Source organism: Pseudorhodobacter ferrugineus DSM 5888 (genome assembly GCF_000420745.1).
Classification (GTDB): Bacteria; Pseudomonadota; Alphaproteobacteria; order Rhodobacterales; family Rhodobacteraceae; genus Pseudorhodobacter; species Pseudorhodobacter ferrugineus.
On sequence record NZ_ATVN01000015.1, the window covers coordinates 86,751 to 100,562 of the forward strand.

11 protein-coding genes and 1 pseudogene are annotated in these 13,812 nt (G+C 56.4%); 4 read left to right on the forward strand and 8 right to left on the reverse strand.

What is annotated here, in order from left to right; all coding sequences use genetic code 11:
* The first annotated feature begins 48 nt into the window (after nucleotides 1-48).
* Nucleotides 49-750 carry a type 1 glutamine amidotransferase gene (locus G560_RS0113725; protein ID WP_028914099.1) on the forward strand — a complete coding sequence of 234 codons (702 nt, stop codon included), beginning with the start codon at nucleotides 49-51 and terminating at the stop codon, nucleotides 748-750.
* On the opposite strand, the gene G560_RS0113730 is transcribed toward G560_RS0113725, so the two are convergent.
* The 7 genes from G560_RS0113730 to G560_RS0113765 all read right to left on the reverse strand — a co-directional run bounded on the left by G560_RS0113730 (nucleotide 747) and on the right by G560_RS0113765 (nucleotide 9,233).
* Nucleotides 747-1,748, reverse strand: coding sequence for a TDT family transporter (locus G560_RS0113730; RefSeq protein ID WP_022704879.1), 1,002 nt, complete (start codon nucleotides 1,746-1,748; stop codon nucleotides 747-749). The genes G560_RS0113725 and G560_RS0113730 overlap by 4 nt on opposite strands.
* A gap of 86 nt (nucleotides 1,749-1,834) precedes the next feature.
* Nucleotides 1,835-2,698: a hypothetical protein gene (locus G560_RS0113735; RefSeq protein ID WP_022704880.1), complete on the reverse strand. Its 864-nt coding sequence runs from the start codon at nucleotides 2,696-2,698 to the stop codon at nucleotides 1,835-1,837.
* Between the two features lie 176 nt (nucleotides 2,699-2,874).
* Nucleotides 2,875-3,960, reverse strand: a complete 1,086-nt coding sequence (locus tag G560_RS0113745; RefSeq protein WP_022704882.1) for an ABC transporter ATP-binding protein — start codon at nucleotides 3,958-3,960, stop codon at nucleotides 2,875-2,877.
* 23 nt (nucleotides 3,961-3,983) lie between these two features.
* Nucleotides 3,984-5,621, reverse strand: a complete 1,638-nt coding sequence (locus tag G560_RS0113750) for an alpha-amylase family glycosyl hydrolase (RefSeq protein WP_022704883.1) — start codon at nucleotides 5,619-5,621, stop codon at nucleotides 3,984-3,986.
* Between the two features lie 17 nt (nucleotides 5,622-5,638).
* Nucleotides 5,639-6,769 carry a carbohydrate ABC transporter permease gene (locus G560_RS0113755; protein ID WP_022704884.1) on the reverse strand — a complete coding sequence of 377 codons (1,131 nt, stop codon included), beginning with the start codon at nucleotides 6,767-6,769 and terminating at the stop codon, nucleotides 5,639-5,641.
* A complete protein-coding gene (locus G560_RS0113760; RefSeq protein WP_022704885.1) occupies nucleotides 6,769-7,761 on the reverse strand; it encodes a carbohydrate ABC transporter permease in 993 nt (330 codons plus the stop codon). Before G560_RS0113760 ends, G560_RS0113755 begins: the two co-directional genes overlap by 1 nt.
* 119 nt (nucleotides 7,762-7,880) lie before the next feature.
* Complete coding sequence (locus tag G560_RS0113765) at nucleotides 7,881-9,233, reverse strand: ABC transporter substrate-binding protein (RefSeq protein WP_022704886.1); 1,353 nt, start codon at nucleotides 9,231-9,233, stop codon at nucleotides 7,881-7,883.
* A gap of 272 nt (nucleotides 9,234-9,505) precedes the next feature.
* Between G560_RS0113765 and G560_RS0113775 the strand changes: the two genes are divergently transcribed.
* Genes G560_RS0113775 through G560_RS0113785 form a run of 3 tightly spaced genes read left to right on the forward strand, consistent with a single transcriptional unit; the run spans nucleotide 9,506 to nucleotide 12,866 of the window.
* A complete protein-coding gene (locus G560_RS0113775; RefSeq protein ID WP_022704888.1) occupies nucleotides 9,506-10,537 on the forward strand; it encodes a substrate-binding domain-containing protein in 1,032 nt (343 codons plus the stop codon).
* Nucleotides 10,538-10,540: 3 nt separating this feature from the next.
* Nucleotides 10,541-11,869 carry a GH1 family beta-glucosidase gene (locus G560_RS0113780; RefSeq protein WP_022704889.1) on the forward strand — a complete coding sequence of 443 codons (1,329 nt, stop codon included), beginning with the start codon at nucleotides 10,541-10,543 and terminating at the stop codon, nucleotides 11,867-11,869.
* Between the two features lie 16 nt (nucleotides 11,870-11,885).
* The gene (locus G560_RS0113785) at nucleotides 11,886-12,866 is read left to right on the forward strand and encodes a glucokinase (protein WP_022704890.1); all 981 of its coding nucleotides are present in this window, start codon (nucleotides 11,886-11,888) and stop codon (nucleotides 12,864-12,866) included.
* A gap of 654 nt (nucleotides 12,867-13,520) precedes the next feature.
* Here G560_RS0113785 and G560_RS20720 read toward each other — a convergent pair.
* A pseudogene (locus G560_RS20720) lies at nucleotides 13,521-13,812 on the reverse strand (transposase); the annotation flags it as partial.

The window sequence follows — 13,812 nt, forward strand, 5'->3', positions numbered from 1 at the left end:
GTTCGTGAATTGGCCGTGATGTGGTTTGAAATACCGAAAGGGGGCGTTATGCGTGTGGCGATTGTGGAAAACACCGGCGGCACCCAACATGGCCAAGTCGGCGTGGCGCTGGCCGAAGCCGGGGCGATTATTGACCAGTATCGCCCCTATCTGGGCCAAGCCTTGCCCGACAGGTTTGACGGCGTGGACGCGCTTGTGGTGTTTGGCGGCGAGCAATGCGCCCTTGCCGATGCGACCCACCCATACCTGCGCCATTTGGCGGGATTGATGCAGCAGATGGTTGCCGCAGACAAAGCCGTTTTGGGGATATGCCTTGGCAGCCAGTTGATGGCGCGGGGTTTTGGCGCGAAAAACCACATTGGCACCGCACCAGAGTTTGGATGGGTTCAGATCGCCCCAAGCGATGCCGCAGCCAAAGATCCGGTATTGTCCGGTTTGGCAGGCGGTTTTACAGCATTTCAATGGCATTCGGACACGTTTGACCTGCCCAATGGGGCCATTCATTTGGCTAGCAGCGCCTCGGTTCAAAACCAAGCGTTTCGCGTGGGCCGCGCGGGCTATGCGACCCAGTTTCACTTTGAAGCCAACCAACAGGTCGTCGCCAGCTGGATCAATCGTTTCCCAAGCCAGATCGAGAGCATGGCATCCGATTGGATTGCGCAGCATGAAAAACATGCGGCGCTTTCGGGGGCGGCTGCCGATGCCGCGGGATTGGCTATCGCCCGCGCCTTTGTCGCGCAAATCCGCTAGGCGGTGGCGGCATTGGTTTTGGCGGCCAATGTGCCCTTTGTCCAGGCTTGCAGAACTTTCAGCGCAATGGCGGGCACGATCCCAATCGCGGCGGTTAGGACCGCGATACCGGCCCAAACCCAAACACTGTTCGGCCCCATTTTGGCACCAAGCCCCAAAAGCAGGCTTGCATAGGCGGCCAAAGGAAAGGTGAATGCACCCCAAAGGGCAGAGAAGCCCGATTCAGTGATCCAGCGTGCTGTGGCGATCATGGCAAGCAAAATGGCCCCACCAAACACCGCAAACCCCATTGCAAGCATCGGCATATCCAGCAGCAGCGCCACAGTGCCAAACAAGGCCGCGGGTGACAGGTGAATGGCCAGCAATGGACGCAGCGGCGCAGGTGGCACGCGCTTGACAAGTTGCACGATGCTAACGCCCCATATGCAAAGCGCGATGGCGCAGGTTGCCCACAAAATACCCGTCGCAAGGCTGGTGAAACCCAAAGGTGCCGCCGCCACGGCCGCAATGATAAAGCCGACAAAGGTCAGGTGCCAGACTGGGGTGATGTGCCGCCCTTCGGCGGGTCCTTGCAGCAAGGCCAGCGCAATCAGCCCCGCAATCACAACATGCAGGCCAAGTGCTGCAAACATCACGGCCGTGGCGGCACCGATGGAATAAGGCAGCAGCGTCACCGCCAGCAGCGCCATCCCAAGCGACATCGCCGCAAGCCCCGCACGACCAGGCAAAATGGCAAGATCGTCCATAATCACCGATGGCCGTTGGGACATCTTGGCAACGTAGCCCAGCGTGGCGAACACCCACAACAGACTAACCCCGCCCAGCAGAATTTCAGCAATTGCAACGGGATAGCCAATCGCATCGGCACCGCGCCGCAAGGCGATGCCAAGCCCAAACAACCCCATAATTACCGGAAACACCGCAGGTGGCATACGTTGAAAGGCGCGCAGCTTGACAGGTGGAAACTGCGGCGCAGGAAAGATTGGGGGGCGTTTCATGGGTGGTCCTTCATCGTTGCTGCCTAGGTGTAACTGATAGCAGCGTGGCTTTCATCGCGACGCGTTGTCACCCTGCCGCCCCAGTTCTAACGGCTTGGCACCACAAGACAAGTCGGACCTTGCGCTACGACGTCCGCCCCTGTGCCCAACTTGAAACGCGCAAGGTTTGCACCGGTGCCCGAGTTTACATCGCCAAGGTCGATAAGACGCACGCCGCTGTTTTGCAGGGTCAATGCCGCCTGCCAAAGCATCGGCCCATGTGCAAAGGCCTGGCGTGCGGCATCGCTGGCCCAGCCCAGAAAATAGGTGGCGGTTTGGCCGTGGATCAAGAACACCATGCCTGCTTGCAAGGCCCCGCCCATGTGCCAGCCCAGGCAAAGGCTGCCCGCACCCCAAATCTTTGCCAAATCGCCCGGCAGGTTGGCATAGCCGCGCGCGGTGCGGGTTGCAGCTTCGCGGGTAACCAACTCTGCCACCCCTCTTTTGCCCAGCAGATGGGGGGTGACCGCAGCCTCGGCCTTCAGCAAGCGATTGCGCCATTTACCCTGCAAACCTTTGCGCAAAATATCTGCGGGATGGTTGATAGACCAATGTGCGTAGGATTTTGGCGTGATAAGCGGAACCAACCCCCAGCCCGCCATCTGTTTGGTTGGCGTTACGATGGTTGCGCCTGTATGACATGCCAAGCGCCGGACGATATGGCGTTTTTGTCCCTCGTCCAGCGGTTCTAACCAAACCGGCCCCTGCCCCAACACCCGTACCCCACGGCGCTGCATGACTTGGGCAATTGCCACTAGCCTTGTGCCATCAAAAATGGCTGCCCGCCCAACATTTGCGCCCATTTGCTGCATCGCAAGTCCAAAATTCCAATCTTGTCGCAACCCATAGGATTGCGGGGCCAGACAGGCTTGCCAATCAAGTTCGGTCAACTGATCCCAACGAATATCCATGTCTTGTTAAGACATCATAAACCTAAATGCCGGATTAATGCGGTTATTGGTTTTGAAAATAGGACGTATTGATATGCAAAAAATCCCAGCACCGCGCCAGACACTTTGGGTTCCTGCTATGGTCTCGGCGGTAATCAGCGCGATTTTTCTAATGATTATCGCGCTGATCTAGGCTGTTAGCGATACAACAGCGAAAGCCCGTTGTGGAACAAATGGACCTTTTTGGGGTCTGCCGTCAGTTGGACGGATTTGTGCCGCAACCCCGCATGAATGCCAGGCAGCTTGCCGACAACCTGCGCCGCGTCTCCTTGGCGCTTGAAATAGAGTAAGGTCACTTCGCCCAAGGCTTCGGTTATCTCTACCTCGCCCGTGAAAATCGGGGCGGCGTCGGTTGCGACCAAATCCTCGGGGCGCACGCCGATATTCACTTTCATACCCAAATCGGCGGTCAAGGTTGGCACCGCAGACCGTGCCGTGCCGCCACCGTCCAGTTTGACCACCGTTTGCGCGCCCGTTTCCACAACTTCGCCCGCCAACAGATTCATCGCGGGCGACCCGATGAATTGTGCGACAAATTCGTTTTGCGGGCGTTCATACAAATCCAACGGGCTGCCAACCTGGCTGATCCCGCCCCCTGCCAAAACCACAATACGGGTGGCAAGGGTCATCGCCTCGACCTGATCATGGGTGACATAGATCATCGTGCGGTCGGCCATTTGTTCCTTTAGCTGGGCGATCTCAATCCGTGTGGCCACGCGCAAGGCCGCATCAAGGTTCGACAGCGGCTCGTCAAACAAATACACTTTTGGATCGCGCACAATTGACCGGCCAATTGCCACACGTTGACGCTGCCCCCCCGACAGCGCCTTGGGCAAACGGTCCAGATACGGCGTCAATTGCAAGATATCAGCCGCCTTGCCCACCGCCGCTGCAATCTCGGCCTTGGTTTTCTTGGCTATTTTCAGCGCAAATTCCATGTTTTCGCGGACTGTCATATGCGGATACAGCGCGTAGGATTGGAATACCATCGCGATGCCACGTTGCGCAGGCGGCACGTCATTCACGACTTGGCCGTCAATTTCCAACGTGCCGCCCGTAATCCGCTCCAACCCTGCGATCATCCGCAGCAACGTCGATTTGCCACAACCCGAAGGGCCGACAAACACGATCAACTCACCTTGTTTGATGTCGAGGTTGATATTGGCAAGCACCTTCACCTCGCCATAGGCCTTTTCGACATTCGTAAGCTTAAGATCAGCCATGTGTCTTCCCCCTCCCCTTCAATTCACGCTTTGGACGCGAGGCAAACTTGCCACGGACCCAAGGTAATGGTTTTGCCTAAGGCAGCACCTCCATTTGGCCAAACCGATTGCCACAGCCCCTTTGGCGCAGGCAGCTCGATGGATTGATCGCCAAGGTTAAAAGCGCAAAACAGCGCATCCTCGCCAGTGTCGGTTTCGCGGATAAACGTCAGCAAATCGCCTTGGGCTGTCAGCCCGCGCTGCACGCCGCTGCGCAATACCGGAAACTGACGACGCAGGCCAAGGGCTGTTTGATAATGGGCAAACAGGCTGTCCGCGCCTCTGGCCGTTTCACCTGCCAATTGCAAATGCTGGGCTGGCACGGGCAACCACGGCTTGCCCGCACTGAAACCGCCGGTTTGATTGTCTGACTGCCAAACCATCGGCGTACGGCAACCATCGCGGCCTTTGAATTCAGGCCAAAACTCTATGCCGTAAGGGTCTTGCAAATCCTCAAAGGCGATATCGGCCTCGGGCAAGCCCAATTCCTCGCCCTGATACAGGCAAGCAGATCCACGAAGGCACATGAGGAGAGTCGCATAAGCCTTTGCTGCCTTTACAGAAAGGCCCCAACGCGTGATATGGCGCACCACGTCATGGTTGGAAAATGCCCAACAGGCCCAGCCATCAGGGGCCGCGGCCTCTAGTGCGTCAAAAGTCTCTACGACACGCGCAGGCGTCAACCGCTTGGGCGACAGGAATTCAAAGGCATAGCACATCTGCATCCGGTCATCGCCGCGCGTGTATTCGCCCAAAATCTCTAGGCCGCGTTGCGCATCGCCCACTTCACCCACCGCCGCCGCATTATAGGGCTTCATTACCGCCCGCAGCTTTTTCAAAAACTCGATGTTCTCGGGCTGGCTTTTGTCAAACAGATGCATCTGGTGGTTATAGGGGTTCACGGCGGGCGCTGTATCGGCGTTGCGCTGTTCGGGTGGCAAGGCCGGATTGTCGCGCAGGTATTTGTCATGGGTGTAAAAGTTGATCGTATCCAAACGGAACCCATCGACGCCGCGGTCGAGCCAAAACCGCGCGACATCCAGCAGCGCGTCTTGCACTTGCGGTTCATGGAAATTCAGATCGGGTTGGGAGGTTAAGAAGTTGTGGAGGAAATACTGCTCGCGCCGCGCATCCCATTGCCAGGCCGATCCGCCAAAGATCGACAGCCAGTTGTTTGGTGCAGTGCCGTCCATTTTTGGGTCGGCCCAAACATACCAATTGGCACGGGTATTGGTGCGGCTGGCACGGCTTTCGCGGAACCACGGATGTGCATCCGACGTGTGCGACAATACCAAATCAATCATCACCCGCAGTCCCAAATCATGCGCCCGTGCAATCACCGCATCAAAATCGGCCAATTGCCCGAACATCGGGTCCACATCGCAATAATCCGACACGTCATAGCCGAAATCCTTCATCGGCGAGGTGAAGAACGGGCTGATCCAAATCGCATCGGCGCCCAGCTCGGCAATATGCGGCAGGCGTTGCACGATACCGGCCAAATCGCCAATCCCGTCACCATTACTGTCCTGAAAACTGCGCGGATAGATCTGATAGATCACCGTGCCGCGCCACCAATTTTTGTCCTGCGCCCAAGCGACCGCATTTGGTTTTTCTACCATTCCCATGGCCCTTATCCTTATTTCACAGATCCGGCCAGTAGGCCACGGACCAAATATTTTTGCATTGCAAAGAACACGACCAAGGGCACCGCAATGGTGACAAAAGCCGAAGTTGCGAGAATTTCCCAATCGCCGCCGCGCGACCCCATCAGGTTTTTCAGCTGCCCAGTCATGACCAATTGATCGGCCGAATTGCCAAGAAACACGAGGGCAACCAGCAGGTCATTCCATGTCCACAGGAACTGAAATATCGCGAAGCTGGCCAGTGCGGGGAACGACAGCGGCAGGATGATCTTCAGGAAAATCTGAAAATCCGTGGCGCCATCAACCCGCGCGCTCTCAATAATCTCTCGTGGCAGGCCGATCATGTAATTTCGGAGCAGGTATATAGCAAGCGGCAACCCAAAGCCGGTATGCGCCAGCCATATGCCGATGTAATTCTTGCCAATTCCGATATCATTATGCAGCTTTAACAAGGGTATAAGCGCCAGTTGCAACGGCACGACCAATAGCCCCACCACCAAGGCCACGATCAACGCCCGCCCCGGAAACTCCATCCACGCCAGCGCATAGGCGGCAAAGGCGGCGACCAAAATCGGGATCACTGTTGCGGGAATGGAAACAGTCAGCGTGTTCAAAAACGCCCGCCCCAACCCTTCGGCCCCTAAAACCCTGCCATAGTTTTCAAAGGTAAACCGCGCCGGCGTGACCGAGGTGGCAAAAATCCGCATGCCGCGGCCGCCTTCCATTGCGGTGGGCGAGGTGATGGTGAAATCGCCATTCGCCAAAACCGCAACGGTTTCGCCTGCGTCCGTCACGACAGGTTCATTCACCAAATGCGCACCCGGTTCGCGGATCGACGTTCCAAAGGCTGTTACCTTGCCAGGCCCGCCATCAAATATGTTCCCTTCCAGCACATACAGCCCGTCTTTCAAAACAGCTGTGTCAGGACCAGCTGCACGGTATTGCACCGATGCCTCGGCAGGGAACATCGCTTTCCACCAACCGGATGCCGAAATCTGGTCACGGTCGCGAAAGCTGGACACAAGCAGCCCAAAGGTCGGGAATGTCCACAAAACCACCAAGGCCAAGGCACACAGGTTCACTGCCCAGACCAGCCGCGATTTGGTTCCTACGATATTGTCCATTAACGGGCCTCCCGTGCGGCGTTGCGGATATTCCAGATCATGATTGGCGTCACCATCAGCATAATTATAATAGCCGCTGTTGACGCGCGCCCCGTGTCATTGCCGCGAAACATCCAATCAAACATCAGGTTGGCCAGAACTTGGGTGCCCCATTGGCCGTTGGTCATGGTCAGCACGATGTCAAACACCTTCAGCACGGTGATGGTGATTGTGGTCCAAACAACAAGAATGGTTCCCCAAATTTGCGGAACCTTGATTTTCATGAAAATCTGCAAGGGCGATGCCCCGTCAAGGATAGAAGCCTCGATCGTTTCTTCGGGAATGCCGCGCAAGGCTGCCGAAAGGATTACCATCGCGAAACCGGTTTGAATCCAGACCAGCACGATCATCAGCAAGAATGAATTGATGACGGGGGAGGTAAGCCATGTCTGCGCCTCGCCGCCCATATTCGTCCAAACGGCGTTCAGGATGCCGATCTGTTCTTGCCCGTCTGGGCGGTATTCATAAACCAATTTCCAAATGACGGCGGCACCCACAAAGGAAATCGCCATCGGCATAAAGATCATCGCCTTGGCGAAGTTGCCCCAGCGAATGCGGTCGGTCACAGCTGCCGCAATCAGTCCGAACAGCGTAGAGGCTGCGGGCACGAACACGAGCCAGAGAAGATTGTTGAACATGCTTTCGCGGAATTTATCGTCGTTGATTAGCCAGATATAATTGGCCGCCCCAACGAAATTATCACCTTCAGCATCCATGAACGACAAATAAATCGACACAAACACCGGATAGACCAGATAGACTGTCAGCAGCGCCAAGGCCGGAAACATAAACAACCAAGGCCGGATTTGGTTTGCGCGGTTGATGTTGGCACCCGCCATCGGACCGGATGCAGGATACAACCGATCCAGCGCCATGTTCGACAGAAAAAAGTAACAAATACAGCCAAATACGCCGATCAAAATTGTCACAGCCGCCATTACGAACTGTTCCATCACGCCCCCCTATTTCGTCATATTTGAAACCGGTATCATACCGGCGCCAAAGCTTTGGCAGCCGTAAAAGTGATGCCAGCCCGACAGGAGTGCCGGGCTGGGCAATGCGTTGGTTCAGCTTACTTAATGCTGTCCCAAGTCTTTTGGATATCGGTCGCAACCGCAGCGGCATCTTTGCCAGCAGTGTAGTCCACCATCCCAGTCCAGAACACGCCTGCGCCAATCGCGCCCGGCATCAGGTCGGACCCGTCAAAGCGGAAGGTGTCAGCCCCCAGCAGAATGCCACCCATTTTTTGCAAGGTCGGGTCGCCGTATGCTTCGGGGTTCACGCCTTTATGCGGGGTCAGGAAGCCCTTTTGCGCCATCCAGATCTCATGCGCGATTGGGGTTTGCAGGAACTTCATGAACGCTTCGGCCACTGGGCTGTCTTGGGTGATCACAAACAATGTGCCAGCGCCAAGGACAGGCTTGCCCAAGTCCTTGTCTGCATAGGATGGGAAGTAGAAGAAGTCCGCATCTTGCCCAACCACAGTGCCTTCTGGGAAGAAGGACGGGATAAAGCTTGCCTGACGGTGCATGTAGCAGGCAGGTGGCGATGCAAACAAACCTTTCGGGCTATCGCGGAAATCGGTGGACCCAACGGCACCGGCCCCCCCAGCGACGTATTTGTCGTTGCGCGCGAAAAAGCCGAAATCTTCAATCGCGGCGACAACCTTGGAGTCGTCAAACTTCATCTCGTTGCTGACCCATGCGTCATAATCTGCGGGGGTGTTGTTGCGCAGCATCATGTCTTCGACCCAGTCAGTCGCAGGCCAGCCCGTTGCCGGACCCGAGCCCAGACCGATGCACCATGGCGTGCCACCATCAGCAACGATCTGATCGGTTAATGCCTTCAGCTCTTCCATCGACGTGGGGATCGCATAGCCTGCATCTTCAAAGTTTTCAGGCACATACCAAACCAGCGACTTCACATCGACCTTATAGAACATGCCGTACAGTGCCTTGTTCCCGTCGGGGCCTGCATAGGTTGCAAGGTCGACCCAAGATTGGCCGGCTGCATAGTTTTCTTTCAACCAATCGGTCGTCTCGCTTGGCAATGCCGTCAGCTTGCCGCGCTTGGCAAGGTCTGCGGCAAGGCCGGGCTGCGGGATAACGGCGATACCTGGCGGCGAGCCTGCCTCAACATCAATCATCACGCGCTGCTCAAACCCGTCGCCGCCGGTGTATTCCACATCAGCACCCGTCGCCGCTTCAAAATAGGCAATAACGCTTTCGAACAGCTCTTTGTCAACGCCGCCCCAAGGGCCGTCAATTTTCAGGCTTTGACCTTTCAGGTCGGTGGCCTTAAGCGCTTCAAAGCTGTCCCAGTTGAAACGCGCATCCTCTCCGGGGGCGAATTTCAGGTCTTGCGCATGTGCTGCACCGGCCAGCAACGCAATCGCGGCGGCCCCCATAAGATAAGTGGATTTCATATTTCCCTCCCGATGATCCCGCCTTCAGGCGATTTGTTCATTTTTCCAGCGGTGGAATCAAATCCAAACCGCTTTGGAACCCTGACCATCCGCGATTTACCCCTTTGAGTCAATCATGAGTTGCAGCATCATGAGTATCGAAAATAACTATCTTAAACTTAAAAAGGCCGTTTTTAACACCAACCTCCCACCTAAGCCGTCAAAAATTGCCTTTGACCTCTGCTAACCTTGTCGCTAGTCTTTCAAAAGAATTCAAACCGCTTTGGGCCAAAATGAACCTGAAAGACCTTTCGCAAAAGCTTGGCCTGTCGCCAACAACTGTTAGCCGTGCGCTCAACGGCTATCCCGAGGTCAATGAGGCCACGCGCGAAAAGGTGGTCGCAGCCGCCAGTCGGTACAATTACAAACCCAACACGCGGGCGATCCGCCTTGCTACGGGGCGAGCGATGGCTGTGGGCCACGTGATCCCCGTTGAAACCCAACATGAAATCGTCAACCCGATCTTTGCCGACTTCATCGCCGGTGCCGGCGAAACCTATTCCAAGGCGGGCTATGATCTGATTTTGTCCATCGTTCCAGATGGCGACGAAGCGCGGGTTTACCGCGAAATGAAATCCCGCGGCAATGTTGATGGTGTCATCGTTCACTCCCCCAAGCATGATGACAACCGCATTCGCCTATTGCATGAAATTGGTATGCCTTTTGTGGTGCACGGGCGCGCAACCGGTGCCGACCTGCCCTATTCTTGGGTGGATGTGAACAATCGCCGCGCCTTTCGCCGTGCGACCGACTTCCTGCTCGACCTTGGGCATCGCCGCATTGGGTTGGTAAATGGTTTGGAATTCATGGATTTCGCGATCCGCCGCCGTAATGGTTATACCGAGGCGCTGGTTGCACGTGGGCTGACAGCTGCCCCATCCTTGATGCGGTCCATCGAAATGACCGAAGGTTTAGGCTATCAGGCCGTGCGCGACATGCTTGCCCTGCCCGACCCGCCGACAGCGGTTTTGGTGTCGTCGATGATTATCGCCTTGGGCGCGCGGCGTGCGATTGAAGAGCGCGGTTTGATCATGGGCCGTGATGTGTCGGTCATCATCCATGACGATGATCTGAGCTATATGAAAAACGGTGGCGATGTGCCGATCTTTACCGCGACCCGTTCCTCCGTACGCGAGGCCGGACGGCTGGCGGCCGCGATGCTTTTGGACACCATCGCAGGGACTTTGCCCTCTGCGTCCAACCGCTTGCTTGAGGCGGAATTGATTATTGGCCAATCCACTGGCCCTGCTCCGCAAAGGCCCTGACCGATGTTGCCAAAACGATCCGACTTCCCAAATGACTTTCTCTTTGGGGCCGCCACCTCTAGCTATCAAATCGAAGGGCATTCCTTTGGCGGCGCGGGCCGCACCCATTGGGATGATTTTGCCCAAACCCCCGGCAATGTGGTTCGCGCTGAAAACGGCTCGGTCGCTTGTGACCACTATCACCGCTGGCCCGAAGATTTCGATTTGATGCAAGCGGCGGGGTTTGATGCCTACCGCTTTTCTACCTCTTGGGCGCGGGTCATGCCCGAAGGTCGCGGGCCGGTAAACCAAGAGGGGTTAGATTATTACGACCGTTTGGTGGATGGCATGTTGGAACGTGGGCTGAAACCCGCCGCCACCTTGTACCATTGGGAATTGCCTTCGGCCCTTGCGGATATGGGCGGGTGGCGCAACCGCGATATTGCCGATTGGTTTGCCGATTATACCTACGTGGTGATGAAGCGGATTGGCGACAGGGTCTGGTCCGCCGCGCCGATAAACGAGCCGTGGTGCGTGGCGTGGCTGTCGCATTTTCTGGGTCATCATGCGCCTGGCTTGCGCGATATTCGCGCAACGGCGCGGGCAATGCATCATGTGGGCCTTGCACATGGTCGCGCTATTGGGGTGATGCGCGGGCTGGGCATGGGCAATCTTGGCGCTGTGTGCAACATGGAATATGCCGCCCCCGCCGATGACACGCCCGAGGCTGCGGCGGCGGCCAACCTTTATGACGGTTATTACAACCGCTGGTTTTTGTCTGCGATGTTCAAGGGGGAGTACCCCGCAGACGTACTAGAAGGGCTTGCCCCCCACATGCCGCCAGGCTGGCAAGATGACATGGCCACCATATCCGCCCCCGTGGATTGGGTCGGCATCAATTACTATACCCGCAAACTGATCGCCCCTGCCTCCGGCCCTTGGCCTGCCCATAAGGAGATCGAAGGCCCCTTGCCCAAAACGCAGATGGGCTGGGAAATCTACCCCGAGGGGTTGGAGTTTTTCTTGCGCCGCACCGCTGCCGAATATTCCGGTGATCTGCCGCTCTATGTTACCGAAAACGGCATGGCGGGTACGGATGTGCTTGAGGGCGGCATCGTGGCTGATACCCCCCGCATCGACTATCTCGCGCAGCATCTGGCGGCCATCCGGCGGGTCGTTGCTGATGGGATACCTGTGAAAGGCTATTTCACGTGGTCGCTGATGGATAACTTTGAATGGTCACTGGGCTATGAAAAACGGTTTGGCCTGATCCATGTCGACTTCGAAACCTTGCAGCGTACCCCCAAAGCATCCTATCACGCGCTCAGGGCTGCCTTGTCGCGTAGCGCCTGAGCAACGGAGTCTCTCAATGCCCCTACCCCTCAAATCCCGCCTGTCTTTGGTTGCCGATATCGGTGGCACGAATACTCGTGTGGCGCTGGCAGATGGGAAGGTGTTGCAAGAAGGTACAGTCCGCCGCTTTCGCAACGCTGATTTCCCCGGGCTGGAGACCATCCTACGCGCCTATCTTGAGGCGCTGCCTGATGTCGAGTGTGGGGGAGCCTGTGTTGCTGTTGCGGGCCCCGTTGCCCAGGGCGTGGCGACGATGACCAACCTTGATTGGACAATTGATGGACCAACCCTGACCCGCGCGACAGGGGCAGAAATGGTGGCAATTTTGAACGACCTCCAAGCGCAAGGTCATGCCTTGGGATATATCGCACCCGAAAACTTGCGGCCCGTCATCGGGCAGGGCGAGCCAGACCCTATTGCAGCCAAGCTGGTTATCGGGGTGGGGACGGGTTTCAATGCGGCCCCCGTTCATGAAACCCCTTGGGGGCGCGTGGTCGCAGCCTCGGAATGCGGGCATGTGAATATGCCCGTTAGAAACGAGGCGGACCTGCGATTGGCCCATTTCGTGGAAACGGCGCATGGCTTTCCCGGGGTTGAGGACGTGCTGTCTGGGCGCGGGTTGGAGCGCTTGTTTGCCTTTGTTTCCAAAGAAGCAGGCAGTCCGTCCGAGGCGACGGCGGCCGCGATTATGGGCGGGCTGGCCAACGAGGCCGAGGGCGGCTTTGCACCCGATGTGGCCCGCCTTTTTACGCGGCTTTTGGGGGCCGAGGCAGGCAATCTCGCGCTCACTCACCTGCCTTTTGGCGGGATTTATTTGTGTGGCGGGGTCTCTCGGGCGATTGCGCCCTATTTGACCCAGATGGGGTTTGAGGCCGCTTTCCGCGACAAGGGCCGCTTTTCCGGCTTTATGAAAAACTTTTCCGTCAGCGTGGTTGAGGATGATTATGCCGCCCTAACAGGCTGCGCAGTTTATCTGGATCAAGGTACGCAGGGGTAAATGTCTGCACATTGTCCGCGTGCGAACATTTCTGTAAGACTTTGAATTTATGTATAAATGTTATTTTTGTTAACCTGATTTTAACGCGAACACGGCGCCAGAATGCGGTGAGTTTCGGTTTTACCTTAACGCGGCAGGCTTGGCTTTTAAGGTGGCTTGCGAATGCGCTGCATTGCCCGGTGTGCGCTGTGTTCAAAAACGACTGAATGTAAGCGAACCGTGGCGGCGCAGCGAATGGCGGGTATGAACCGGATGCTCAGGATGCTGCGCGGTGCACGAATGGCCGCTTCGTCGGTTGCACAACTGAAATCGAAACATGTCCAAACAATGCGCGGTTAATCAAATATTCCTCGTGACCTTATAGTGCCGTGAGGAATAAAATACCTACTCCTGACCCTTTTGACCTTCCGGGAACCTTGATGATCTTTGGATTGTAGCCTCTGCACTATGAGAGTTGTATGCAAGTGTCCGGGCATCTGGATATACATTCAAGGGAGTCAAAACCGCGGCAGCTTTCTTTTCAATGCCGTCTAAAAGGACCGTGTCTTCACATCCTGCGAGGGAGCCGAATTACACACCTTGTCCTAGGTCGACCACCAGCTTGGCGTGTTCCAGAGACAGGAAACCAATAGGCAATGTCCCTAGGTTCAGGACTCATAACCAGAATATGACGGTTGCAGCGAGTGCAATTGCTGACAGGAATACCTTTGGACAGCGGTCGTAGCGGGTTGCGACGCGTCGCTAATCTTTGAGCCTGCCAAACATTCTTTCGATGCGGTTGCGGCGTTTGTAACGGCGCTTGTCGTATCGAATGGTCTTGTTGCGTGATTTGCGACCTGGGATACAGGGCCTTGTACCCCTTTCTGACAAGGCTTCGCGGAACCAGTCGGCATCATAGCCTCGATCTGCAAGCAGCCATTCTGCATTTGGCAAACTGCTCAGCAAA